The organism is Silanimonas sp. (genome assembly GCF_044377035.1).
Lineage (GTDB): Bacteria > Pseudomonadota > Gammaproteobacteria > Xanthomonadales > Xanthomonadaceae > Silanimonas.
Genome location: NZ_JBILJW010000019.1, coordinates 1 through 22,950, shown reverse-complemented (window position 1 = coordinate 22,950; position 22,950 = coordinate 1). Strand labels below are relative to the sequence as shown.

Annotated in this window: 23 protein-coding genes; 16 read left to right on the top strand and 7 right to left on the bottom strand. The window is 68.4% G+C overall.

The annotated features are described in order from the left end of the window. Position 1: 1 nt before the first annotated feature. The 3 genes from ACIQ6S_RS11130 to ACIQ6S_RS11120 are packed head-to-tail and all read left to right on the top strand — an operon-like array spanning position 2 to position 4,171. Positions 2-1,267, top strand: coding sequence for an O-antigen ligase family protein (locus tag ACIQ6S_RS11130; RefSeq protein WP_397608426.1), 1,266 nt, complete (start codon positions 2-4; stop codon positions 1,265-1,267). Then, complete coding sequence (locus ACIQ6S_RS11125) at positions 1,264-2,823, top strand: lipid II flippase MurJ (RefSeq protein WP_397572418.1); 1,560 nt, start codon at positions 1,264-1,266, stop codon at positions 2,821-2,823. Before ACIQ6S_RS11130 ends, ACIQ6S_RS11125 begins: the two co-directional genes overlap by 4 nt. A 31-nt stretch (positions 2,824-2,854) precedes the next feature. Further along, positions 2,855-4,171: a hypothetical protein gene (locus ACIQ6S_RS11120; RefSeq protein ID WP_397608425.1), complete on the top strand. Its 1,317-nt coding sequence runs from the start codon at positions 2,855-2,857 to the stop codon at positions 4,169-4,171. Between the two features lie 3 nt (positions 4,172-4,174). On the opposite strand, the gene ACIQ6S_RS11115 is transcribed toward ACIQ6S_RS11120, so the two are convergent. Further along, complete coding sequence (locus tag ACIQ6S_RS11115; RefSeq protein WP_397608424.1) at positions 4,175-5,035, bottom strand: hypothetical protein; 861 nt, start codon at positions 5,033-5,035, stop codon at positions 4,175-4,177. Positions 5,036-5,162: 127 nt separating this feature from the next. Between ACIQ6S_RS11115 and ACIQ6S_RS11110 the strand changes: the two genes are divergently transcribed. Beyond that, the gene (locus ACIQ6S_RS11110; RefSeq protein ID WP_397608423.1) at positions 5,163-5,627 is read left to right on the top strand and encodes a hypothetical protein; all 465 of its coding nucleotides are present in this window, start codon (positions 5,163-5,165) and stop codon (positions 5,625-5,627) included. Positions 5,628-5,631: 4 nt separating this feature from the next. Here ACIQ6S_RS11110 and ACIQ6S_RS11105 read toward each other — a convergent pair whose 3' ends face one another. Continuing rightward, on the bottom strand, positions 5,632-6,258 hold the full coding sequence (locus tag ACIQ6S_RS11105; protein ID WP_298339446.1) for a TetR/AcrR family transcriptional regulator: 627 nt from the start codon (positions 6,256-6,258) through the stop codon (positions 5,632-5,634). Positions 6,259-6,280: 22 nt separating this feature from the next. Continuing rightward, positions 6,281-6,538, bottom strand: a complete 258-nt coding sequence (locus tag ACIQ6S_RS11100) for an acyl-CoA-binding protein (protein WP_298339449.1) — start codon at positions 6,536-6,538, stop codon at positions 6,281-6,283. Between the two features lie 162 nt (positions 6,539-6,700). Here ACIQ6S_RS11100 and ACIQ6S_RS11095 point away from each other — a divergent pair, with 162 nt between their 5' ends. Further along, a complete protein-coding gene (locus ACIQ6S_RS11095) occupies positions 6,701-8,689 on the top strand; it encodes an SDR family oxidoreductase (RefSeq protein ID WP_397608422.1) in 1,989 nt (662 codons plus the stop codon). Positions 8,690-8,767: 78 nt separating this feature from the next. Here ACIQ6S_RS11095 and ACIQ6S_RS11090 read toward each other — a convergent pair whose 3' ends face one another. The 3 genes from ACIQ6S_RS11090 to ACIQ6S_RS11080 all read right to left on the bottom strand — a co-directional run bounded on the left by ACIQ6S_RS11090 (position 8,768) and on the right by ACIQ6S_RS11080 (position 11,910). Beyond that, a complete protein-coding gene (locus ACIQ6S_RS11090) occupies positions 8,768-9,760 on the bottom strand; it encodes a hypothetical protein (protein WP_397608421.1) in 993 nt (330 codons plus the stop codon). A gap of 155 nt (positions 9,761-9,915) precedes the next feature. After that, positions 9,916-10,551 (bottom strand): phasin family protein, encoded by a 636-nt coding sequence (locus ACIQ6S_RS11085; protein WP_397608420.1) that lies wholly within the window; start codon positions 10,549-10,551, stop codon positions 9,916-9,918. 81 nt (positions 10,552-10,632) lie between these two features. Next, the gene (locus tag ACIQ6S_RS11080; protein ID WP_397608419.1) at positions 10,633-11,910 is read right to left on the bottom strand and encodes a patatin-like phospholipase family protein; all 1,278 of its coding nucleotides are present in this window, start codon (positions 11,908-11,910) and stop codon (positions 10,633-10,635) included. A 113-nt stretch (positions 11,911-12,023) separates the two neighbouring features. On the opposite strand from ACIQ6S_RS11080, the gene ACIQ6S_RS11075 reads away from it, so the two are divergent. Then, positions 12,024-12,743, top strand: a complete 720-nt coding sequence (locus ACIQ6S_RS11075; protein ID WP_397608418.1) for an FFLEELY motif protein — start codon at positions 12,024-12,026, stop codon at positions 12,741-12,743. Between the two features lie 22 nt (positions 12,744-12,765). On the opposite strand, the gene ACIQ6S_RS11070 is transcribed toward ACIQ6S_RS11075, so the two are convergent. Further along, positions 12,766-13,041 carry a polyhydroxyalkanoic acid system family protein gene (locus ACIQ6S_RS11070; RefSeq protein ID WP_297866290.1) on the bottom strand — a complete coding sequence of 92 codons (276 nt, stop codon included), beginning with the start codon at positions 13,039-13,041 and terminating at the stop codon, positions 12,766-12,768. Positions 13,042-13,133: 92 nt separating this feature from the next. Here ACIQ6S_RS11070 and ACIQ6S_RS11065 point away from each other — a divergent pair, with 92 nt between their 5' ends. The 10 genes from ACIQ6S_RS11065 to ACIQ6S_RS11020 form a co-directional block, all read left to right on the top strand. Then, positions 13,134-13,988 carry an FHA domain-containing protein gene (locus ACIQ6S_RS11065; protein ID WP_397608417.1) on the top strand — a complete coding sequence of 285 codons (855 nt, stop codon included), beginning with the start codon at positions 13,134-13,136 and terminating at the stop codon, positions 13,986-13,988. Positions 13,989-14,108: 120 nt separating this feature from the next. Then, complete coding sequence (gene serC, locus ACIQ6S_RS11060) at positions 14,109-15,194, top strand: 3-phosphoserine/phosphohydroxythreonine transaminase (protein ID WP_397608416.1); 1,086 nt, start codon at positions 14,109-14,111, stop codon at positions 15,192-15,194. A gap of 3 nt (positions 15,195-15,197) precedes the next feature. After that, positions 15,198-16,316 (top strand): prephenate dehydratase, encoded by a 1,119-nt coding sequence (gene pheA / locus ACIQ6S_RS11055; protein ID WP_397608415.1) that lies wholly within the window; start codon positions 15,198-15,200, stop codon positions 16,314-16,316. Then, entirely contained in the window at positions 16,316-17,482 is a 1,167-nt protein-coding gene (gene hisC, locus ACIQ6S_RS11050) for a histidinol-phosphate transaminase (protein ID WP_397608414.1), read from the top strand. The genes pheA and hisC overlap by 1 nt, the downstream gene beginning before the upstream one ends. After that, positions 17,479-18,837, top strand: a complete 1,359-nt coding sequence (gene aroA, locus ACIQ6S_RS11045) for a 3-phosphoshikimate 1-carboxyvinyltransferase (protein ID WP_397608413.1) — start codon at positions 17,479-17,481, stop codon at positions 18,835-18,837. Before hisC ends, aroA begins: the two co-directional genes overlap by 4 nt. Positions 18,838-18,850: 13 nt before the next feature. Further along, positions 18,851-19,579: a (d)CMP kinase gene (gene cmk, locus ACIQ6S_RS11040; protein ID WP_397608456.1), complete on the top strand. Its 729-nt coding sequence runs from the start codon at positions 18,851-18,853 to the stop codon at positions 19,577-19,579. 163 nt (positions 19,580-19,742) lie between these two features. Beyond that, positions 19,743-21,428 carry a 30S ribosomal protein S1 gene (gene rpsA / locus ACIQ6S_RS11035; RefSeq protein ID WP_397608412.1) on the top strand — a complete coding sequence of 562 codons (1,686 nt, stop codon included), beginning with the start codon at positions 19,743-19,745 and terminating at the stop codon, positions 21,426-21,428. A 68-nt stretch (positions 21,429-21,496) separates the two neighbouring features. Then, entirely contained in the window at positions 21,497-21,793 is a 297-nt protein-coding gene (locus ACIQ6S_RS11030) for an integration host factor subunit beta (protein WP_397573540.1), read from the top strand. Positions 21,794-21,835: 42 nt separating this feature from the next. Next, positions 21,836-22,081, top strand: a complete 246-nt coding sequence (locus tag ACIQ6S_RS11025) for a lipopolysaccharide assembly protein LapA domain-containing protein (protein WP_397608411.1) — start codon at positions 21,836-21,838, stop codon at positions 22,079-22,081. Beyond that, positions 22,078-22,950, top strand: an 873-nt coding sequence (locus ACIQ6S_RS11020; RefSeq protein ID WP_397608410.1) for a lipopolysaccharide assembly protein LapB, incomplete at its 3' end; no start/stop codon positions are given. The genes ACIQ6S_RS11025 and ACIQ6S_RS11020, both read left to right, overlap by 4 nt.

Sequence of the window (22,950 nt, the reverse complement as noted above, 5' to 3'; positions counted from 1 at the left end):
CATGATCCTGCGCCTGATGCTGGCCGTCCTGCTGGTCTACACGGTCAACCAGTTCCACTTCGACATCGACCTCGGCATCCCGGGCGTCAACGTCATCAACCTGGTGTTCGGTGCCGCGCTGGCCGCCCTAGTGCTCCAAGGCCGGGGAACCCCGCTGGCGAAGCCCTCCCTCGGAGGCCCGCTGCGGATCTATTTCGCGGCGGCCGCCATCGCCACCCTCGTGGCCATGGTCGCCCGCCCGCAGTCGCCGATGGAGGACCTCACCTACCTGAAGACGCTGCTGTTCTATCCGCTGTACTACTTCCTCTTCTACTACGCGGTGCGCGACCTGCAGACCGCGCGCCGGCTGATCCTGCTGGTGTTCATCATCGCGGCCGTGGCCGGGCTCGAGGCCGTGCGCGAAGGGCTCGACTACGGCATCGGCGGCTATGCGGAAACCCAGCGTGCCGCCGGGCCGTTCGGCCCGGACTACCGCTCGGCGAACCGGGCGGGCGTGTTCTATGCCATGTTCATCCCGCTGTTCGCGGCGCCGGTGTTCTTCCTGAAGGGCCAGCCGTTCTGGCGCATGGTCGCGCTGGGCGGCCTGCTGGTGCTGGCCGCGGCCATCCTGTTCACCTACTCGCGGCAGAGCTACTTCATCGCGCTGCTCGCCCTGGCGCTGATGGCGGTCCGCCGCAGCGTCCTCGTCGCGGCCTTCTGCGCCATCGTCTTCGCCATCGCCTTGCCCATGCTGCCCTCCGGTGCGTTCGAACGCGTGCAGGAAACGCAGCAGGTCGACGAGTTCGGCCAGGAGGACGTCGATGACAGCACGGCCAGCCGCTGGGATATCTGGGGCGGCGCGGTCGTCATGTGGTCGGAGAGTCCGATCGGCGTTGGCGCGAACCGGTTCAAGGGATTGATCGGCGACTATTCGAACTACCCCGGCAAGGACGCACACAACTACTACGTGCTGACGTTGGCGGAGGCGGGTCTGCAGGGTTTGCTCGCCTTGCTCCTGCTTGTGTTCGCGCTTTGGCGGCTCGGCTGCCGGCTGGTGCGTGAGGCGCGCGACCACGAGGCGCTGACCCTCGCGCACGGATTCCGTATCGCCGTTCTGGCGATGGCGCTCGGCAACATCTACGGCAGCCCCTTCAGCGAGGGCACGGTCATGGGCATCTTCTGGGCGTTGGCCGCACTGGTGGAGCGGCAGTCGCAGTTGCGTGCCGCAAGCGCCCCCGTGCAGACCGCCCCCCCGCCGCGTCGCGCTCCCCCCATGGTGCGCGCGTGAGTCGCTCCGGCCACCACAAGGCGCTGGGTCTATCGGCATTGAATGGCGCCAGCAAGTTGCTGGCGATCGGCAAGACGATGATGGTCGCCGCGCTGTTCGGCGCCAGCGCATCGCTCGATGCCTTCTGGGTGGCGTATTCGCTGCCTTTGCTGCTGCCGTCGCTGCTCACGACCGTGGTGACGGTGGCCTTCGTGCCGCGCTTCATGGCGAACCTGGAGGGTCGCGAGGGCCCGGAGGCCTGGGCTGGGGCGAACACCTTCTTCACCGTCGTGGTCGGCATCAGCATCATCGCCTCGGCGACGATGTTCGTCTTCGCCGAGGCGCTGGTAAGTGCGTTGGCGCCGGGACTCCCGGCGGAGGCCCGCGGCGAGGCGGTGTCGCTCAGCCGTCTGCTGTTGCCCTGCGTGCCGCTGCTGACGCTGTCGTCCGTGCTTTCGGCATTGAGCAACGCCCGCGAGCGTTTCGTCCTGCCCGCACTCGAGGGCGTGCTGACCAATGTGACGATCATCGCTTCGGCCCTGCTCCTCGCGACCCATCTCGGGGTGATGGCCCTCACCATGGGCGTGCTCGCCGGATTCGTCCTTCAGGCCGGCGTGCTCCTCTGGGGCAACCGTGATGATCTCCGCCGCAGCATCCGCCCCAAGCTCGATCTCCGGCATCCGGATTTCCGCGCACCGGCGGCCCACCTGCTGCCGCTGTTCGTCGGATCGGTGGGCTCCGTATTCACGGGATTGATCAACCAGTACTTCCTGTCCCACGGGGAGGAGGGCGCGATCTCGGCGATGGCCTACGCAGCGATGTTCGCGTTCCTGCCGGTCGAGGTGTTCGCGCAGGCCGTCATCACCACCTTCTATCCGACCTTCGGTCGCCATTTCGCCCGTGGCGAAGTCGACGAGGCCGCCCAGGCCTTCGCCGATGGTTTGCGCTTCCTGCTGTTCCTCACCCTGCCGGCGGCCGTCCTGCTGATGCTGTTCTCCGAGCCGCTCGTGGCCTTGCTGCTCGAGCGCGGCGCGTTTACCCCGGCGCAGACCGAGTTCACAGCCGACATCACCGAGGTGCTGGCGCTCGGCCTGATTTTCCGCTCCGCCGCGTTCTTCAACTACCGCGTGCTGCACGCCGCCGTGCGCCCGTGGCTGCAGGTCGGCATCGGCCTGCTCGGCGTCGCCACGCACCTCGGGCTGTGCCATCTCTGGGGAGACAGCGCCGGCGCCGTGGGCGTCGCGTGGGCGGCCTCGTTGTCCATGCTGCAGTCCGCGTTGCTCTCGCTTCTCGCGGCGCTCTGGGTGCTGCGCTGGCGCTGGCCCAAAGGGCTGTGGCCGGAGCTCGGGAAGCTGGCTGCGGTGGCCGCGGCGATGGCAGCCGTGGGTCTCCTGCTCCTGCCGCTGGTGTGGCCGACGCTTCCCGAGACGCGCCTTTTCCATGCCCTAGAAGCGATGGCCATCGCCTTCGTCGCCGGTGTCGCTGGTCTCGCCTGTGCGTGGAGGTTGCGCCAGCCCGACCTGCGATGGCTGGCGAATGGCATCTGGGGCAAACTGCGTCGCGGCACTGCACCATGAGCCCATCCCCCCGTAACGGAGCACGATGCTGATGTCCGATTCCGCCCGAGCGTTCTTTCGGCCCTTTCTCGCCGCCATCGCGCTGCTCGGCGCATTCGCGGCGGGCGCGCAGTCAGCGCCGGGGCCGACGACCGGTCCGTGCCTGAACTTCTACACCGCGAACTACTCGCCCGTCGTCGGCGAAGTCATGGCGCCGTTCAAGGCCAGTCCGCGACCGACCAAGGGCGTCGCGCAGCGTGATCCTTTCTTCGGCACCTGCGTGGTACGTGCGACCGACCATGCCGCGGAGCCGCCGTCCGGTTTCGCCCGCAACGACTATTCGCGCCGGCAGGCCTTCAATGCCGACAACTCGCGCTTCATCGTCTACGCCTTCAACGGCTCGTGGCACCTCTACGACGCGAACACGCTGGCCCACATCCGCGCGTTGAGTGGGCCGGCCGGCGACGCTGAGCCGCAATGGCATCCCACCGACCCCAACAGGCTCTACTACCTGCCGACCAATGGCGGCATGCGGATGTCGGTGCTGGACGTCAATACCAATGTCACGACGCTGGCGGCCGATTTCACCGGCAAGCTGCCTTGGGCCGGTGTGGCGCGCGTCTGGACGAGATCGGAAGGTAGCCCCTCTGCGGACGCTCGCTACTGGTGCTTCCATGCGGAGAACGCGAATTTCGGCATCCTCGGCGTGTTCACCTACGACCTGCAGACGCAAACGGTCGTCGGCACGCGTGCGATGACGGCGCGCCCTGACCACATCAGTATGTCCGCCAGCGGCCGGCACTGCGTCGTGAGCAGTCTCAATGGCATGGGCGGTACGGTGGCTTGGAATCGGACCTTCACCAGCTCACGGCAGTTGCACGCAACGTCTGAGCATTCCGACCTCGGGTTGAGCCCGACCGGCGAGGACATCTTCGTTTTCGTCGACTACCAGAGCAATGCCGGCGACCTCGTCATGGTCAACCTCGATACGGGCGTGCGCACGGCGCTGTTCCGGACCTACCTCGACGGCAGTGGCACGGCGTATCACGTGTCGGCGAAGAACTTCAATGTGCCGGGCTGGATGCTGTTGTCGACTTACGCCTACAGCGGTCCCGAGCGTTGGCTGCACGAACGCATCATGGCCGTTGAGCTCAGAGCCAGCCCGACCATCATCCAACTCGCGCACCACCAGAGCCGCGCCAACGGCTACTGGACGGAGCCGCACGCGAGCGTCAACCGTGATTTCACCCGCGTCCTGTTCACTTCGAACTGGGGCAGCACCAGCGACCAGGACGTTGACGCCTATATGGTCCAGCTGCCGCCGGACCTGTTCCAGCGTGCGAAGACGCTGAGCTGCCCCGCGCCCTGAGGCTTACTCGATCTGGCTCGCCGCGTGCCGCGCGTCGAGCCACTCCATCGCGTCGCGCGGCTTCAGTCCCGCAGCCTTCTCGTACGCGGCGGCGGCGGCATCCTCGCCCTTGGCACCATTCAGCAGCAGGGCGACATTGCCTTGCTCAAGGTGCGCCACCGGCGACTTCGGCATCAGCTTGAGCGCGGCAGCGAGGTGTTTTTCGGCTTCCGACGCCTTCGCGCCATAGGTCATGCCGCCGATCAGCCCGCCCACCTTCGACACGATCTCGGCGTGGTACACGGCGAGGGCCAAGCGCGCCTCGGCGTGGTCAGGTTCGATGGCCAGGGTCTTGTCGAGGCTTTCGCGCACCTTGCCGGCCAGCCCCTGCTTCAGTGCCTTCACGATGCTGATGCCCTGGCTGTAGCGGCCCAAGCCGAATGCACGGCGGTAGTGGCTGTTGGACTCCGCGGGCAGGGCATCGACGGCCTGCTCGGCGATGGCGGTGACGAACTCGAAGCGCTGCAGGCGTTCGGCGTCATCATCGACGAGGTAGGCGGCGTGGATGCCCATCGCCTTCGTCGCCAGCGAGGCGCCCAACACGCCAAGCGCGCGGCCGGCCTCGTGGGCGGCTTCGAAACGGCCTTCATGGAACGCCCGCCAGCCGTCCTGCATCTGGTTGGCGATGCCCTCGGCGTCGAGGCCTTTCGGCGCTGCCTTGCCCGCTGCCTTCAGCAGTGCCGCGGCGCGCTTCGCGTCCGGATAGGGCTCGGCGTCGCCGGCATGCAGGTCTTTCCAAGCCTTCTTGAGCGCATCGCCCGAGAAGTCGAATTTAGGGGCCTTGGCGGGCAGGGTGGCCCATCCGGACTTCTTCTTCGTCGCCATCGTTCGGGTCTCCTCGATCCAGCGCGCAGACTGCGGCGATATTTCGCTCGCGTCTAGTGTGAAAGCTCTGCGCCGCGAACCAAGACTCGCGCCGACGCCATTCCGGCGCGAATCCAACGGTGGTCCCATGGCACGTTCGTCCTCCCGCACCCGCACCCGCAGCACCGCGCGCCCGCGCGCCGCCGCCGCCGCGCCGGTCAACCCGCGTACGGTCTTCCTCGCCAGCCTCGGCGCCGCCGTGCTGGCCGGCCGCCAGGCCGAGCGCCTCGCGGCCGACGCCGCGGAAGTGCCGCAGCGCCTTCGCGCCGGCGCCGATGCCGCGGTCGACACCGCCCGCAGCGAAGTGAAGAAGCTCGCCAAGTCCGCGCGTTCGCGCATCGCCCCGCTGAAGCGCGAGGCCGACAAGCTGGGCGCCCAGATCGGCGCGGCCCGCGTCCAGGGCGTGGCCGAAGCCGCCAAGCGCCTGAACCCGCTGCTGACCCGCGTCGGCCTGCCGAAGATCGTCGCCAAGGCCCCGGCCAAGCGCGCTGCCAAGGCCGCCGTGAAGCGTCCGGTGGCGAAGAAGGCGGTGAAGGCCCGTCGCCGGGCCTGAGGCGTCAGTCCTGGTAAGCCTGGCTGAGCGTGTTCAGGTGGACACGCTCGGCATCGCGCAGGAAGGGCGAGATCAGCATCATCATCTGCACGATGCCCTGGCGGATGGATTTCGCCTCGTCCTGGTCGCCGCGCGCAGCGCCGTAGTTCAGCCAGAAGGTGGCGACCAGCAGGATGTTGGTCGCCAGTGCGTCCATCTCCGCCGCCGACGCGCGAAGGACCCCGGCCTGCGAGAGGCCGCGGATCACCGAGCTGGCGTTGTCCGTCGCGCGCTTCAGGATGCGCGCGAAACGCATCCGCAGCCGACGGTTGCGGCTCAGGATGTCGACCAGGTCGCGGTACAGGAAGCGGTTGTCCCAGATGCACTCGAAGACGAGGTGCATCTGCAACCAGATGTCCTCGAGCCCCGGCAGCCGGCCCTCCGGCACCGTCATCGCCTCACCGATGCGCTCCTCGAAGCGCCCGAAGAGCTGCTCGATGATGTCGTCCTTGTTGCGGAAGTGGTAGTAGAGGTTGCCCGGGCTGATCTCCAGCTCGTCGGCGATATGGTTCGTGGTCACGTTCGGCTCGCCCTGGGCGTTGAACATCGCCAAGGCGCAGTCGAGGATCCGTTGCCGGGTCTGGGGAGCCATCGGGGTGGTCGCAGGCCGGCCGTCAGGCCGTCAGCTTCTTCACGAGATCGACGTACTTCTTCATCGCCTCGTCCGGCTTGGTGCCCTTGAGCTTCTCCCAGGCCTCGTACTTGGCGTTGCCGACGAAATCGAAGAAGCCGGGCCGCGCGCCGTTGACGTCGCCCTCCGAGCCCTGCTTGTAGAGCGCATAAAGTCGCAGCAGCGTGTCGTTGTCGGGACGCTCGGCCAGGGCCATCACGGCGTCCTTGGCCTGTTCGAACTGGGTCTTGAGGTCGGGCATTGCGGCGATCCGGGGCTGACAGCGAACGCTGAGATAGCACGCCCCCCCGGGCCGGTCAACGCACCCGCGCCGTTTGTCGTTTGCGTGCGCCTCTGGCAACGTAACCGGGCATCCCGCACGCCTGCGGGACTTGGTCCATGGTCGTTCCGGGGAGAGGGTGACATGACGTATTTCGTGACCGGCGGCACCGGCTTCATCGGTCGGTTCCTGGTCAGTAAGCTGCTGGCGCGCAAGGGGCAGATCCACGTCCTCGTCCGCAAGGGCTCGCAGAAGAAGTTCGAAGAGACCGCCGCGAAGATGGGTTGGGACCGCAAGCGGGTGCTCCCGGTTGTCGGTGATCTCGCCAAGGCGAAGCTCGGCCTCACGGCCACGCAGCTGAGGTCGCTCACCGGCAAGGTGAAGCATGTCTTCCATCTGGCGGCGATCTACGACCTCACGGCCGACGCCGAGTCGCAGCGAATTGCGAACGTGGAAGGCACCAAGCACGCGATGGAGTTCGCTGGCGTGGTCAAGGCCGTGTGCTTCCACCACACCAGCTCGATCGCAGCGGCCGGTCTCTACCCCGGCGTGTTCCGTGAGGACATGTTCGACGAGGCCGAAGGCCTGAACGACCCGTACTTCCGCACCAAGCACGATTCCGAAGGCCTGGTGCGCACGTCCTGCCCGGTGCCGTACCGCATCTACCGCCCCGGCGTCGTCATCGGCCACAGCAAGACCGGCGAGATCGACAAGATCGACGGCCCGTACTACCTGTTCTCGCTGATCAAGAAGATGCGGCAGACCCTGCCGCAGTGGATGCCGACGCTCGGCATCGAGGGCGGCAAGATCAACCTCGTTCCGGTCGATTTCGTGGTGGACGCGATGGACCACATCGCCCACAAGCGCGGCCTCGACGGCAAGTGCTTCCACCTGGTGGATCCGGACCCGGAGCGCATCGGCGAGGTGATGAACACCTTCGCCCGCGCGGCCCACGCGCCGGAGATGAGCATGCGCATCGATGCGCGCATGTTCGCCGTGGTGCCGGGCTACATCCGCAGCGCCATCAAGAACCTGCCGCCAGTGCAGCGCTTCTCCAAGGCCGTGCTGAAGGACCTGAAGATCCCGCGCGAGGCGCTGGGCTACATCACCTACCCGACGCGCTTCGACACCCGTGAAGTGGAGCGTGCGCTGAAGGGCAGCGGCATCACGGTGCCGAAGCTCGACACCTACGCCTGGCGCCTGTGGGACTACTGGGAGCGCCACCTCGATCCGGACCTGTTCATCGATCGCTCGCTGCGCGGCAAGGTCGAGAACAAAGTGGTGCTCATCACCGGCGGTTCGTCGGGTATCGGTCTCGCCGCCGCCCACAAGATCGCCGATGCCGGCGGCAAGGTCGTCATCGTGGCTCGCGGCGAGGAGGAACTGTTCAAGGCCCGCGACGAGATCAAGGCCAAGGGCGGGAAGTGCTTCGCCTACACCGCCGACCTCACCGACCTCGCCAGCTGCGACGAGCTGATCCAGAAGGTGCAAGCGGAGATCGGCCCGGTCGACATCCTGATCAACAACGCCGGCCGCTCCATCCGTCGTTCGATCGAACTCAGCTTCGACCGCTTCCATGACTTCGAGCGGACGATGCAGCTGAACTACTTCGGCAGCCTGCGCCTGATCATGGGCGTGCTGCCGGCGATGATCGAGCGCCGCGGCGGCCACATCATCAACATCTCGTCGATCGGCGTGCTCGCCAATTCGCCGCGCTTCTCGGCCTACGTGGCTTCGAAGGCGGCGTTGGACGCGTTCAGCCGCTGCGCCCAGGGCGAGCTGTCGGGCAAGAACATCGCGTTCACCACCATCAACATGCCGCTGGTGAAGACGCCGATGATCGCGCCGACCAAGATGTACGACTCGGTGCCGACCTTGACCCCAGAAGAGGCCGCCGACCTCATCGTCGATGCGGTGATCACCCGCTCCAGCCGCGTCGCGACACGCCTTGGCATTTTCGCCTCGGTGCTGAACTCGGTGGCGCCGAAGGCCTACGAGATCGTCATGAACACCGCCTACGAGCTGTTCCCCGACTCGGCGGCGGCCAAGGGCATCAAGGGCATGCGCGAGGGCGAGAAGCCCTCGAACGAGCAGATCGCCTTCGCGGCGCTGATGCGCGGCGTGCACTGGTAAACGCTCCGAAAGGTGGAAAACGGCGAAGGCCCGCGCAAGCGGGCCTTCTGCTTTACGGGCAGCGCTGGGGTGGGGGCCTCAGTTGCAGCGGCGCCAGCGCACCTCGGTCCCGCCACTGGCCTCCATCTGCAGGCGGACGTCCCGCAGGAACGGATAATCGGCGGTGAGCGCACAGGTCGCTTCCATGCCGCGGTCGATGCTGATGCGGGGCCGCAAGGCGACGATCATGGTGCTGCCGCTGGACCAACTGGCCCGCTGGACCTCCGGCAGCGCGGTGATGGCCTTGGCCAGTGCGCCACGCCGTTCCTCGTCGCTGCTGGCGGCCATGGCTTGCGGGGCAGCGGAGGCGGGGTTGGCCGGCGTGGGCGTGGCGCTCGTCGCCCCTGCGGAAGCGGCGGGTGCCGGTGCCGGTGCTGGTGCCGCCATCGGCGGCGATGGCTCCGGTGCCGCGAACGAGGCGATCGACGACGGGTCGAGGTTGCCGCCCCACACCACGATGCCGAGACCGAGCACGGAGGCGGCGATGGTGGCCAGGCGCCGCGGACGTTCGACCAGGGCTTCGGCCTCCGCGGCCACCGCCTCCTGCGTCCCGCTGTCGAGGATGTCCCGCACCTTCGACCACACGGTCGGACCGTCGAGGCAAGCCACCTTCATCCGGGCCGCCTGCGCGAGCGCGTCGCCATCGAGGCTGCCAAGCGTGGCCACGATGACCTCGTCCATCTCCGCCTCCTGGCGGCGGCGTTCGGCGTCCAGCAAGGCGGCTGGGCCGATGAGGTAGCTGGTGCCGTGCTTGTAGATCAGCAATACGCGGCTGTTGCCGCGGGAAAGATGGCGCTCGGCGAGCGGCATCCCGCTTGGGCCGGTGACCTCTGCGGCCTGCGTGTACCCGTCCTTGGCGAGGGCCTGGACGAGCAGGTCGAGGGCTTCCCGCCAGCGGCGGACGTCGAGGGCCTCGATGCCGATGCGTTGCGCATGGGCCCGCTTTTGCACGCGGTCGAACCACAGCCGGCTGCCGAGCACGAGGGCCACGGCGACGGCGACGGCGATGAGGATCGAAACAACGATGGACATAGGTGCCAGCGGTTGGAGCGGTCGCAGAGGGTAGCCCGTCGATGGGCACAAAAAAACACGACGCCCGTAGGCGTCGTGTCGTTGGGGTGCCCGCGATCCGGGGGCCGTGTGCGGGGAGGGAGCCTACGTCCCCAGGACGGCGGGCGAAACCGGGCTCAGCCCTGCGGCGCGTCGGGGGCAGCGATCGGCGCGAGCGCGGCCTTTCGGGCCTTGGCCGGCTTGGCGGCGGCCTTCGTCGTCGCCTTCTTCACCGGCTTGGCGGCCTTCTTGGCAGCCTTCTTGGCGGGCTTCGCGGCGGCCTTCTTCGCAGCCTTGGCCGGGGCCTTGGCAGCCGGCTTGGCGACCGGGGCCGCACCACGCTGCTTCAAGGCGCGGGTGAGCTGGTCGACGCGCTCGGTGAGCTCGACGAGGTCCTCGCGGCTCGGCACGCCGAGGCGGGTCAGGGCGCGCTGAACGCGCTCTTCGAACACCTTCTCGAGGCGGTCCCAGGTGTCGACGGCGCGTTCGCGGACGGTGCCCACGCGCTCCTCGACGGCGTCACGAACCGCATCGACGCGGCCGGTGGCCAGCTTGCGGGTGGCGGTTTCGATCGTCGAGCCTTCCTTCACCAGGGCGTCGAACAGCTTCGAGCCTTCGTGCTGGGCGCGCTGGAACGCACCGACGCCGGCCAGCCAGATCTGCTGCGCCGAATCGGCAAGGCCGCGGGAGAGCTGCTCGGCCTTGGCCTGGAGGTCGGCGTTGGACGCCGCGGCCGAGGGGGACTTGCGGGTCGTCTTTTTCAGCTTGGCCATGAGCCTTTCCTGCACCTTGGGTGAGCGTGATGTGCGCGCAGTCTCGGGAGCGTGCCTAGAGCATTCACACCAGAGCCGCGCTCAGGGCCGCGCTTTGCGCGCGCTGCCGCGACGCCGCGTGGCAGCCCGCTTCGCCGCGGGCGCCTCGCGCTGCAGCATGGCCTCGACGTCGTCGAGCGAGCGACGCAGCCGGGCCGTGGTTTCGGTTTGCGGGCGACGGCGCCCGACGCCATCCAGAATCGACAGGTGGCGCGCATCGAGGATCTCGTCGCGCAACCGCAGGCCGTGGCGGGCGAACATCGGCCCCAACTGCTCGCGGCGCTCGCGCAGGTCCTTCAGCGTGGCGCGGAAGGCGTACTCGCAGACCTTCACGCGGTTGTCGTAGCTGAAGACGCTGGTGAAGAACATCTCGCCATCGTCCTCGTCCGGCTCCATGACGATCTGGTCGGTATCCGGGTACTGGCGGGCGTACTTCTCGAGCCCGACCTGCACGCGCGACTGCAGCAGCGTCCGGAAGGTCTGCGACAGCACGACCGGGAGGCCGCCCTCGGCGAGTCGGTCGAGGCCGGCGGGACGCTTGCCCCCGCGGCTGGCGTTGAACGGAACGAAGGGGTTCACGCCCAGCAACAGGTCGATGCCTTTGTCGAGCGCCACCGAGGCGTGCATCGTCCGACGCAGGGCACCGTCCACGAAGTGGTGGTCGCGGATGCACACCGGCGGGTACAGGCCGGGCAGGGCGGCGCTGGCCTGCACGGCGCGCGAGATCGGAACGTCGTCCCAGTCGCGAGACCCGAAGCGCACCGCCTTGCCGCTGTCGAGGTCGACGGCGACCACGTAGAGCGGGCGGTCGAGTTCGCGGAAATCGTTGCTGCGCCCTTGGGTCGTGAACAGGCGGCGCAGGAAGGTCTCGACATCGGTGTTGTCGAACAGGCCGTTCGGGATCACGCCGCCCATTCGCGTGAGAAGTTCGCCCAGCGAGGCGTTGGCGGGGTCGGCCAGCGACTCACGGGCCCAGTTCAACAGCAGGCTCGGTGCGCTGGCCGCCCGGCGCAGGTACTCGCCGATGGCCGGCTTCAGGAACATCTCCGGCCGGAAATGCACGTCGGCGTCGCCGGTGAGGAAGATCCGGCACATCTCCTCGGTGCTCAGGCGGTTCACGAGGCCGGCGGCGATGAAGGCGCCGGAGCTCACGCCGACGTAGCAGTCGAGCCGCGTGAGGTCGAGGCCCTCGATGGCGCGGTCGAGCGCGCGCAGGGCGCCGAGCTCGTACATCCCCCCGGTCGGGCCACCGCCGGCGATGGCGAGGCCGATGCGGCCCTGGCTGGGCGTTCGGGGTTGGGCAGGCTGGACGACGAGCATCGATTCGCAGACGGTGAAGAAACTTCCCGATTCTACCCACGAACCCGGGCTGCCGTTCTGGCGCCTGCGTCACGGCCGCCGCATGATCGGTGTCCCGACGGCTGCCCGCCACCATGACCGACGACGCCCACCATCGCGCCCGACTGAAATCCGCCATCGCGCGCCGCCTGCACTGGCGTGCGGAAGCGTTCCAGGCCGTGCGAAAGGAGAACGCCTCGCCGCGGCTCGCGGTGCTGCGCGCCTGGCAGACGCAGCGGCTGGAGCGCAGCTTCGCGGACGTGCTGGCGGACCCGCAGATGCACGCGGCGGGGCGGTTCTTCCTGAGCGACCTCTACGCCGACCGCGACTTCAGTGGCCGCGACCGCGACGTCGATCGGATCATGCCGATCATGGTCCACCTGCTGCCGGAAACCATGCTGCGCGCCGCTCGCGACGCCATCGAGCTGCATGTGCTGAGCCACGCGCTCGACCTGCGCATGGTGCGGGCCATGGACCGACGACGTTTGTCGAAGCTGGATGCGGCGCGTTACGCCGAGGTCTACCGCGAGGCCGGCCAGCCGCGGCTCCGCCGTCGGCAGATCGCGCTGGTGGTGTCGGTGGGGCGGAGTCTCGACGCGGCCGTGCAGCGCCACGGCGTCCACCGCCTGCTTCGCGCTTCGCGGCTGCCGGCGCGCGCCGCCGGGCTTTCGGAGCTGCAGGGCTTCCTCGAGCGGGGCTTCGATGCCTTCGCGAAACTCGACGGCGCCGACCGCTTCCTCGATCGCGTGGCGCGTGGCGAGGGGGAGGTCAGCCGCCGCCTGTTCGCCGGTGACCCCGACCCTTTCCGCCCCTAGGCGGCGGCAGAGCAGTCAGGCTTCAGCGGAACTGCTCTTCGATCACGCGGTCGATCTCGCGCTCGATGGACCCCTTCAGTGCGAACAGCAGGAAGCCGAGCCGCACCATCACGTGCACCTCTTTCGCGCTTACCGCGATCTGCCCCTCCACGCCGCTGCGGGTGAACAGCAGCGTGTTGCCTTTCCAGCCGTAGTCCACGTCGAAGCGCTCGGCGATGCGTTCGGCGATGCGCTCCACCTTGGCCTTCGCTTCCTTCAACGGAACCGCATGGCTGCGGCGGATGTCGATGTCGGTCATGGGACCCTCCTGGCCCGCGATTCTGTGCCATGCCGTGGCGCGCCGGCCAGCCCGTGAAGCCTGTGTTACCTTTTCGCCGCGCAGGAGGCCCAATGCGACTGACGTTTCCGAACGGCGAGCATGCCGCGGTCAATCTCGAACACGGACAGGTCGGCGTGGGAAGCGCCGCCGGCGGCGGGACGACCGTCGCCATCGCGGGTCTTTCGCCCTTGCATGCCGTCTTCGCGACCGGCCGACGCGGCAGCTGGCTGACCGTGCCGCAGGACGCCACGGTGATCGTCAACGCCCGGCCCGTGAAGCGCATCGCCTTCCTTCGCGCCGGTGACCTCGTGTGCCTTGCTGGCGTGCAGGTGCGTGTGGAATCGGACCAGCCGCCGCCGGCACCCGCAAGCCCCGAGATGCCGAGCCGCCGCCGGGCACCCGACGATGGCCTCGCGTCCGGTGTCCCGAAGGCGTCATTGCGTGGCCTCAGCGGTGCGTGGTTCGGCCGTTCGCTGCCGCTGGCGTCACCGCGCGTGCTGGGGCGAGGTGCCGGAAGTGACGTCCGCCTCGACGGCGCCGGCCTGCAGGACCGCCACGCGCAAATCGACATCGAGGATGGCGTGGCGGTGCTACGCACGCTGTCTCCGACCGCGCTGGTGCGGGTCAACGGGCATGCGGTCCGGGCTGCCGTGCTGGCGCAGGGCGACCAGTTGGAACTCGGCGACCAGCGATTCGTCCTCGAGGCCCCCGGCCTCGGCAAGGGCGGCGAGGCGGGCGATACACCGGTGCCGGCGCGCCGCGACACCTCGACGCCGACCTCCATGCCATCGATCAACGTGCCGCATGCGGCCCCGGCGACGCCAGCGACGAAGCGCGACCTCAGCGGCCTGTACCTCTTGGTCGCCGCCGCGGCCGCACTGGCCGCTGCACTGACGGCCTTCTTCGTCTACGCGCCGAAGGGCTGATCCCGCGGCGCGTTGATGCCCAAACGGGCATTTCGAGATTCGACTCTAATTCCCTTGCCTACTGTCGACGGAATGTCGACGCGTGCTAGCGTCGTTCTTTCGTCCATGGGAGGTGTGGTGATGTCGCGGGGATTCAATTTCAGTGCCGGTCCGGCCGTCCTTCCGGAGCCGGTGCTGCGCCGGGCGCAGGCCGAACTGCTCGAGTGGGGCGGTGAGCGCGCCTCGGTGATGGAAGTGTCGCACCGCGGCAAGGCGTTCATCGCGGTGGCCGAGAAGGCCGAGGCCGATCTCCGCAAGCTGATGGGCATCACTGACGACTACGCCGTGCTGTTCCTGCAGGGCGGCGCCACCACGCACTTCGCCCTTCTGCCGATGAACCTGGCCGCCGCCGGCCAGCGCGCCGATTACCTCGTCACCGGCGCATGGAGCAAGAAGGCTGCCAGCGAGGCCAAGCCGCATGCCGCGGTCCAAGTCATCGCCGACACGGCGGGCTCGAACTACACGACCCTGCCGGCAGCGGGCAGCTACGCCATCGATCCTTCGGCGGCCTACGTGCATCTCGTGGCCAACGAGACGATCCACGGCGTCGAGTTTCCCGATGCCATCGACACCGGCGGCGTGCCGCTGGTGGCCGATTTCAGCTCGTCGATCCTGTCGCGTCCGATCGACGTTTCGAAGTACGGCGTCATCTACGCTGGCGCGCAGAAGAACATCGGGCCCTCGGGTCTGGTCGTGATGGTGATCCGCAAGGACCTGCTGGAGCGCGCCGGCCAGTCGCGCGCCAAGATCCTCAGCTACAAGGAGCACGCGGCGCAGGGCTCGATGCTCAACACCCCGCCGACCTTCAGCTGGTACTTGGCCGGCCTCGTGTTCGAGTGGATGCTGGAGCAGGGCGGCCTGGCCGCTTTCGAAGCCAACAACCGCCGCAAGGCCGAGGCCCTGTACTCCGCCATCGACGGCAGTGGCGGCTTCTACCGCAACCCGGTGGCGCTGGACGCCCGTTCGCTGATGAACGTGCCCTTCATGCTGAAGGACGCCGCGCTCGACGCCGCCTTCCTGAAGGAATCGGAGGCTGCCGGCCTGCTGGCGCTGAAGGGCCATCGCGACCTCGGTGGCATGCGCGCCTCGATCTACAACGCGCTGCCGCACGAGGCCGTGGCTGCCCTCGTCGACTTCATGGGCGACTTCGCCAAGCGGCACGGGTGAGCCATGGCTGACGAATCGCAAGCATCGGCCGGGGAGGGCGGCACGCCGCTCGACCTCGGCCAGGTCCGCGCCCGCATCGACGGGATCGACGAGACGATCCAGCAGCTCATCGCCGAGCGCGCCCGTTGGGCGCAGCAGGTCGGCCGGGCCAAGGGCCCGCTCAAGGCCGCCGTCGACTACTACCGCCCGGAGCGCGAGGCGCAGGTGCTGCGCCGCGTCGTCGACCGCAACGAAGGGCCGCTCGCGGATGAGGTGCTGGTGCGCCTGTTCCGCGAGATCATGTCGGCCTGCCTCGCCCAGCAGGAGCCGCTGAAGGTGGGGTACCTGGGGCCGGAAGGCACCTTCTCGCAGCAGGCGGTGCACAAGCACTTCGGCCATTCGGCCAAGGGCCTGCCGCTGGCCAGCATCGAGGAGGTGTTCCAGGAGGTCGACGCCGGCAATGCCGATTTCGGCGTGGTGCCGGTCGAGAACTCCGGCCAGGGCACCATCCAGTCGACGCTGGACATGTTCCTGACCTCGTCGCTGAAGATCTGCGGCGAAGTCGAGCTGGGCATCCACCAGTACCTGCTGGGGCGCACCGGCCGCATCGAGGACATCGAGCGCGTTTACGCGCACCCGCAATCGCTGGCCCAGTGCAAGGCCTGGCTGCGCGCGAACCTCCCTAAGGCCGAACTCGTCCCGACGCCGAGCAATGCCGACGCGGCCCGCCGCGCCCGCAATGCCGACGATGCCGCCGCTCTGGCGGGCGAATCGGCCGGCCACGTCTACGGCTTGAAGACGATCGCTGGCCCGGCCAACGACCGCGCCGACAACACCACGCGCTTCCTGGTCCTGGGCCGCGAGCTTCTGCCGACCTGTGGCCACGACCGCACCTCCTTGCTGGTCTTCGTCAACGACCAGCCGGGCGCGCTGTTCGGCATCCTCAAGCCCTTCGCCGACGTCGGCCTGTCGCTGAACCGCATCGAATCGCGCCCGGCGCACACGCGTCGCTGGGAGTACGCCTTCTTCATCGACGTTTCCGGCCACGTGGACCAGCCGGAGATGCAGGCCGCCCTCCAGCAGCTGGGCGCGTTCGCTTCCACGGTGAAGATCCTCGGCTCGTACCCGGTGGCGGTGCTCTGATGGGGCGCGATTTCGGCGCCCTGGCTAGCCCGGGCATCCGAGGTCTCGCCAGCTACGACCCCGGCCACGACATCGTCGCCCTGCGGAACAACGCGGGTGATCAGGGGCTCCTCGAGCTCGGCGGCAACGAGAGTGCCTGGGGCCCCAGCCTGCTGGCCATGGCCGCCCTGCGCTCGGAGCTCGATACGCTCGAGCTCTATCCGGACCCGCGCGGGGGGGTGCTCAAGCACGCTCTGGCGGAGGCCTTCGGAGTGGCGCGCGAGCAGTTGCTGCTCGGCAACGGCACCCACGAGCTGCTGATGCAGGTCGCCCAGGTTTTCGCCGGGCCCGAGCGCCCGGTGCTGGTGTCGCGCTACTGCTTCGCCGTCTACCCGCTGGCCGCGCAGGCGGCGAATGCCCGCCTGGATGTGGTCGAGGCCCTGCCGAAGGACCACCCGACCCAGCCGCGCGGCCACGACATCGAGGCGATGATCGCCGCCCTGACGCCGGCCCACGGCCTCGTGATGCTGGCCAACCCGAACAACCCGACCGGCACCTGGCTGACCACGGCCCAGATCGAACGCCTGCTGCAGGCGGCGGGGCCGGACACGCTGGTGGTCTTGGACGAGGCCTACGGCGAGTTCCTCGCCCAGCCCGGCTGCGAATCCGCTTTAAGTCTGCTTCGTAAGTATCAGAATCTATTGGTGACGCGCACCTTTTCGAAGCTGCACGGCCTGGCGGCGCTGCGCGTTGGCGCGCTGGTGACCGACCCGGGGATCGTGGCGGTCATGGAGCGCGTGCGGGAGAGCTTCAACGTCAACAGCCCCGGTCTCGTGGCCGCCGCTGCGGCGTTGAAGGACGAGGCGCACATCGCCACGGTGCTGCACGAGACGGCCGGCAACCGCGAGGCGCTGGCCATCGAACTGAGGGACCGAGGCTGGTTCGTGCACCCCTCGCAGACCAACTTCCTGCTGGTCGATTTCGGCACGCCGGAGACCGCCGCCGCGGTCGATCGCGGCCTGCTGGCCCGCGACATCGTCGTGAGGCCGATGCGCGGCTACGGACTGCCGCAGTGCCTGCGCATCACCGTGGGGAAGGTTGAGCAGAACGCGCGGCTGCTGATGGCCCTGGATACCGTCGTTGCCGAGGCCGGCCTGACGGCACCCGGCGCGGGAGCTTCCGCATGAGCGGCGGCAGCGTGTCCTGGATCGCTGCCGCGGGCCGTCCGCTGACCGGGCGGCTCCGCGTCCCCGGTGACAAATCCGTCTCCCACCGCTCGGTCATGCTCGGCGCGCTGGCGGAAGGCACCACCCGCATCACGGGCTTCCTCGAAGGCGAGGACACCATCGCCACGGCGGCCATCCTGCAACGCCTCGGCGTCCGCATCGAGGCATCCGGCGAGGGGGTGCGCATCGTCCATGGCGTCGGGCTGCACGGCCTCCGAGCCGCGGAGGGGCCCCTGGACTGCGGCAACGCCGGCACGGGCATGCGCCTGTTGGCCGGCCTGCTGGCGGGCCAGGCCTTCGACAGCGTGCTGGTGGGTGATGCGTCCCTGAGCAAGCGCCCGATGCGCCGGGTCATCGACCCGCTGGCGCGAATGGGGGCGCGGATCGACAGCGAAGGCGGCCTGCCTCCGCTTCGAATCCACGCGAACAATGTTTTGCAAGGCATTGATTATGAATGCCCTGTGGCCAGCGCGCAGGTGAAGTCGGCGATCCTCCTGGCCGGCCTGTACGCGAGCGGTCCGACGACCGTCCGCGAGCCGCACCCGACCCGCGACTACACCGAGCGGATGCTCTCGGCCTTCGGTGCGGACATCGACTTCGCGCCGGGGATCGCCACGTTGCGCCCTGGTCGACCGCTCATGGCCGCCTCGGTCGACGTCCCGGCCGACTTCAGTTCGGCTGCCTTCTTCCTCGTTGCCGCCAGCGTCATCCCCGGTTCGCACCTTGTGCTCGAACGGGTGGGCGTGAACCCGCGACGCACGGGGCTCCTCGAGGCGCTGCGCCTGATGGGGGCCGATCTGGTGGTTCGTGCAGCGGGCGAGCAGGGGGGCGAGCCGGTCGCCGACATCGAGGTCCGGGCCGCCCGCCTGCGTGGCGCGGCGATCCCGGAAGCGCTGGTTCCCGACATGATCGACGAGTTCCCGGCCCTGTTCACGGCCGCTGCGCTCGCCGAAGGCACGACCGTCGTCAGCGGCGCGGCCGAGCTTCGGGTGAAGGAGTCCGACCGCATCGCAGTGATGGCCGCAGGCCTTCGTGCCCTCGGGGCGGTCATCGACGAAACGCCCGACGGTGCCGTGATTACCGGCAGCGGCTTCACCGCCAATGCCACCGCCACGCCCAGCGAGGCTCGAGCCGGGCGGCTCCGGGGCGGACAGGCCGACAGCCGCGGCGACCACCGCATCGCGATGAGCCTGGCCATTGCCGCGCAGTGCGCTGAGGGCGAGGTCCGGATCGACGACATCGCCAACGTCGCAACCTCCTTCCCGGGCTTCGATGCGCTGGCGCGTGGGGTCGGGTTCGGGCTGCGACTCGCGTAGACTGCCGCCCCGCATGAGTCCTTCGACCTCCCGCGGCCGCGATCCGGCCACCGCCGCCGGCGCGCCCGCGCCCGTCCTCACCATCGACGGGCCATCGGGTTCGGGCAAGGGCACCGTCAGCCGGATGGTTGCCCACGCCTTGGGCTGGCATTACCTCGATTCCGGCGCCCTGTATCGCGCGGTCGGCCTGGCCGCCGCTTGGGAGCAGATCGACCTCTCGGACGCCGAAGCCGTGGCCGCTTGCGCATCGCGGACCGTCATCCGCTTCGACGGCGACGGTGAGGGCGAGCCGAAGGTCTGGGTCAACGGCAAGGACGCGACCCACCAGCTGCGCATGGAAACCGCCGGTGCCGCGGCTTCGGCGATTGCTGCTCACCCGCCTGTTCGCAGCGCGTTGACCGACCTTCAGCGCAGTTTCCGCGCTGATCCCGGCTTGGTGGCCGACGGCCGCGACATGGGTACGGTCATCTTCCCCGATGCTCCCTTCAAGGTCTTCCTGACCGCCAGCGCCGAAGAGCGCGCCCATCGGCGCCATAAGCAGTTGAAGGAAAAGGGAGTTTCTGTTAATTTCGACAGTCTTCTGCACGAAATCTCGGCTCGCGACGAACGCGATGCCAGCCGTGCGGTGGCGCCCCTGAAACCCGCACCCGATGCGCTTTTCCTGGATTCCACCGGTCGGTCGATCGGCGAGGTGGTCCAGCACGTCCTGGCGCTCGTTCCCGAATCGATGCGACGGCCCTGAGGGCCCACGACGGCGCGCATCGTCCGCCGGGACCACGTACCGAAGAACCGCTCCGGCACGCATTCCGCGCGCCGGTTTTCCCACGCATCGAAAGATGCACTGCAGGTGGGCGCGTCGCGCAGGAATGCGGACGAAAGCCTGATGTCCAACCAGAGAAACTCCAATGACCGAATCATTTGCCGAACTGTTCGAACAGAGCCAGACCGCGCTCAACAAGCTGAAGCCGGGCGCCATCGTTTCGGGCGTCGTCGTCGAGATCCGCAACGACGTCGTCGTCGTGAACGCCGGCCTGAAGTCCGAGGGCATCGTCCCGATCGAACAGTTCCGTAACGAAGCCGGCGAGCTCGAAGTCAGCGTCGGCGACACCGTCAAGGTGGCGCTGGACTCGCTCGAGAACGGCTTCGGCGAAACCGTGCTGTCGCGCGAGAAAGCCAAGCGCGCCATGGTGTGGGACGAGCTCGAAGAGGCGATGGAAAAGGCCGAGACCGTCACCGGCCGCATCAGCGGCAAGGTCAAGGGCGGCTTCACCGTCGACATCCGCGACGTCCGCGCGTTCCTGCCGGGCTCGCTGGTCGACGTCCGTCCGGTCCGTGACCCGGTCTACCTCGAGGGCAAGGAACTCGAGTTCAAGATCATCAAGCTCGACCGCAAGCGCAACAACGTGGTCGTGTCGCGCCGCGCCGTCGTCGAGTCGGAGCACTCGGAAGAGCGCGAGCAGCTGCTCGAGCGCCTGCAGGAAGGCGCGATCGTCACCGGCGTCGTCAAGAACCTCACCGACTACGGCGCGTTCGTGGACCTCGGCGGCATCGACGGCCTGCTGCACATCACGGACATGGCGTGGAAGCGCGTCCGCCACCCGTCGGAAGTCGTCAACGTCGGCGACGAGCTGCAGGTCCGCGTGCTGAAGTTCGACCGCGAGCGCAACCGCGTTTCGCTCGGCCTGAAGCAGCTCGGCGAAGATCCGTGGGACAACATCGCCCGCCGCTACCCGAACGGCGCCCGCGTGTTCGGCAAGGTCTCGAACGTCACTGATTACGGCGCGTTCGTCGAGATCGAGCCGGGCGTCGAAGGCCTCGTCCACGTGTCGGAGATGGACTGGACCAACAAGAACGTCAACCCGTCGAAGGTCGTCCAGCTGGGCGACGAGACCCAGGTCATGATCCTGGACGTCGACGCGGAGCGTCGCCGCATCTCGCTCGGCATGAAGCAGTGCACGCCGAACCCGTGGGAAGCGTTCGCGGCGATGAACAAGAAGAACGACAAGGTCTCGGGCCAGGTCAAGTCGATCACCGACTTCGGCATCTTCATCGGCCTGGAAGGCGGCATCGACGGCCTCGTCCACCTGTCGGACATCAGCTGGAACACCACCGGCGAAGACATCGTCCGCAACTTCAAGAAGGGCGACACCGTCGAGGCCGTCGTCCTCGCCGTGGACCCGGAGCGCGAGCGCATCTCGCTGGGCATCAAGCAGATGGAGCAGGACCCGTTCGGTTCCTTCGTGGCCCAGCGCCAGAAGGGTGCGATCGTGAACGGCACCGTCAAGGAAGTGGATGCCCGTGGCGCCACGGTCGACCTGGGTGATGGCGTCGAGGGCTACATCCGCGCCTCGGACATCGCCAAGGAGCGCGTGGAAGACGCCAGCCAGCACCTGAAGGTCGGCGACACCATCGAAGCCAAGATCGTTGGTACGGACCGCAAGAGCCGCGTGCTGCAGCTCTCGATCCGCGCCAAGGACGAGGCCGAAGTGCAGGAGACCCTCGCCGAGTACAACAAGTCGGCGGCGGAAGCCTCCAGCGGCACCACCAAGCTGGGCGCGCTGCTGCGCGAGCAGCTGGGCAACCGCGAGTAATCGAAGCGACAACGGCGGCCCGGGTTCGCCCGGGCCGCTGCCCCTGAATGCGGCCGTCGAAGGGATCGATGACCAAGTCCGAACTGATCGAGGCGTTGGCGCTCCGCCAGCCCCATCTCAAGCCCGAAGACGTCGAGCTGGCGGTCAAGTCCCTGCTCGAGATGATGAGCGACTCGCTCACGACCGGGCAGCGCATCGAAGTGCGCGGGTTCGGCAGCTTCTCCCTGCATTTCCGTCCGCCGCGGCTGGGCCGCAACCCGAAGACCGGCGAGAGCGTCGAGCTGCCGGGCAAGTACGTCCCGCACTTCAAGCCGGGCAAGGAACTTCGCGAGCGCGTGAACCCCGTGGTTCCCGAAGCGCCCTGATCCGTCGATAATCCTGCGATCCCTCCGCAACGGCGTGGTCGCATGCGTCTGATCCGCATCCTGCTGGCCTTCCTCTGCATCGCGTTCGGCATCGGTGTCGTCGCCTTGAACGCGGACGCCGTGAATCTCGATCTGCTGTGGATCGAGTTCTCCCTGCCATTGGGCCTGCTACTGCTTTCCGTTCTGCTGCTCGGCGCCTTGCTGGGTGGCCTCGCCGCCCTGCTGTCCCGTGGCACGGTGTCCACCCCGGTCGCTGCGGCCGAAGACGACGAGGCGTCGGCCGGATGATCAGCATTTGGTGGATCCTGCTGCTGGTGCCAGTGATCGGCATGGCCGGTTGGTACCTCGGGCAGCGTGGCAGCGAGCGCCGCGGTGGCGCCCGCATCTCGAAGCTCTCGGCCACGTATTTCCGCGGCCTGAACTACCTGCTGAACGAACAGCAGGACAAGGCCATCGAGGTCTTCCTGCAGATCGCCGAGCGCGACAAGGAGACGCTGGAAACCCAGTTCACGCTCGGCACGCTGTTCCGCCGTCGCGGCGAGGTGGATCGCGCCATCCGCCTGCACCAGAGCGTGATCTCGCGGCCGGGCCTGTCGGACGAGCAGAAGACGCGCGCCATCCTCGCGCTGGGCGAGGACTACATGCGCGCCGGCTTGCTGGACCGTGCGGAAACCCTGTTCGCCGACCTGGTGAAGCTGGGCTCGGCGGCGCCGCAGGCCCTACGCCACCTGATGTCGATCTACCAGGCCGAGCGGGACTGGCAGCAGGCCATCGACCACGCGCGCCGCTACGAGCAGGCCACTCACGAGCCGATGGGCAAGCTGATCGCCCAGTTCGAATGCGAGCTCGCCGAGAAGGCGCGGTTGAAGGGCGACGGCGCGCTGGCCCGCCAGCACCTCGAGCGCGCCCATGCTGCCGATGCCAACAGCGTGCGCGCCGCCCTGTTGGAGGGACAGATCGAACTGGCCGAAGGCAACGATGCCGCCGCGATCCGCGCCTACGAGCGCGCCGCGCGCCAGGACATCGAGTTCCTTCCCGAAGTGCTGCCGCCGCTGCTGGCGGCCTACGACCGCGGCGACGACCCTGCGCGCGCCCGGAGCTTCCTGCTCGAGATGGTCGAGCGCTACCGCGGCGTCTCGCCTGCGCTGGCCCTGGCG

Coding starts and splice junctions, on each gene's coding strand:
- ACIQ6S_RS11130 (WP_397608426.1), top strand. CDS start 2: ATGATCCTGCGCCTGATGCTGGCCGTCCTGCTGGTCTACACGGTCAAC.
- ACIQ6S_RS11120 (WP_397608425.1), top strand. CDS start 2,855: ATGTCCGATTCCGCCCGAGCGTTCTTTCGGCCCTTTCTCGCCGCCATC.
- ACIQ6S_RS11115 (WP_397608424.1), bottom strand. CDS start 5,035: ATGGCGACGAAGAAGAAGTCCGGATGGGCCACCCTGCCCGCCAAGGCC.
- ACIQ6S_RS11110 (WP_397608423.1), top strand. CDS start 5,163: ATGGCACGTTCGTCCTCCCGCACCCGCACCCGCAGCACCGCGCGCCCG.
- ACIQ6S_RS11105 (WP_298339446.1), bottom strand. CDS start 6,258: ATGGCTCCCCAGACCCGGCAACGGATCCTCGACTGCGCCTTGGCGATG.
- ACIQ6S_RS11100 (WP_298339449.1), bottom strand. CDS start 6,538: ATGCCCGACCTCAAGACCCAGTTCGAACAGGCCAAGGACGCCGTGATG.
- ACIQ6S_RS11095 (WP_397608422.1), top strand. CDS start 6,701: ATGACGTATTTCGTGACCGGCGGCACCGGCTTCATCGGTCGGTTCCTG.
- ACIQ6S_RS11090 (WP_397608421.1), bottom strand. CDS start 9,760: ATGTCCATCGTTGTTTCGATCCTCATCGCCGTCGCCGTCGCCGTGGCC.
- ACIQ6S_RS11085 (WP_397608420.1), bottom strand. CDS start 10,551: ATGGCCAAGCTGAAAAAGACGACCCGCAAGTCCCCCTCGGCCGCGGCG.
- ACIQ6S_RS11080 (WP_397608419.1), bottom strand. CDS start 11,910: ATGCTCGTCGTCCAGCCTGCCCAACCCCGAACGCCCAGCCAGGGCCGC.
- ACIQ6S_RS11075 (WP_397608418.1), top strand. CDS start 12,024: ATGACCGACGACGCCCACCATCGCGCCCGACTGAAATCCGCCATCGCG.
- ACIQ6S_RS11070 (WP_297866290.1), bottom strand. CDS start 13,041: ATGACCGACATCGACATCCGCCGCAGCCATGCGGTTCCGTTGAAGGAA.
- ACIQ6S_RS11065 (WP_397608417.1), top strand. CDS start 13,134: ATGCGACTGACGTTTCCGAACGGCGAGCATGCCGCGGTCAATCTCGAA.
- serC (WP_397608416.1), top strand. CDS start 14,109: ATGTCGCGGGGATTCAATTTCAGTGCCGGTCCGGCCGTCCTTCCGGAG.
- pheA (WP_397608415.1), top strand. CDS start 15,198: ATGGCTGACGAATCGCAAGCATCGGCCGGGGAGGGCGGCACGCCGCTC.
- hisC (WP_397608414.1), top strand. CDS start 16,316: ATGGGGCGCGATTTCGGCGCCCTGGCTAGCCCGGGCATCCGAGGTCTC.
- aroA (WP_397608413.1), top strand. CDS start 17,479: ATGAGCGGCGGCAGCGTGTCCTGGATCGCTGCCGCGGGCCGTCCGCTG.
- cmk (WP_397608456.1), top strand. CDS start 18,851: ATGAGTCCTTCGACCTCCCGCGGCCGCGATCCGGCCACCGCCGCCGGC.
- rpsA (WP_397608412.1), top strand. CDS start 19,743: ATGACCGAATCATTTGCCGAACTGTTCGAACAGAGCCAGACCGCGCTC.
- ACIQ6S_RS11030 (WP_397573540.1), top strand. CDS start 21,497: ATGACCAAGTCCGAACTGATCGAGGCGTTGGCGCTCCGCCAGCCCCAT.
- ACIQ6S_RS11025 (WP_397608411.1), top strand. CDS start 21,836: ATGCGTCTGATCCGCATCCTGCTGGCCTTCCTCTGCATCGCGTTCGGC.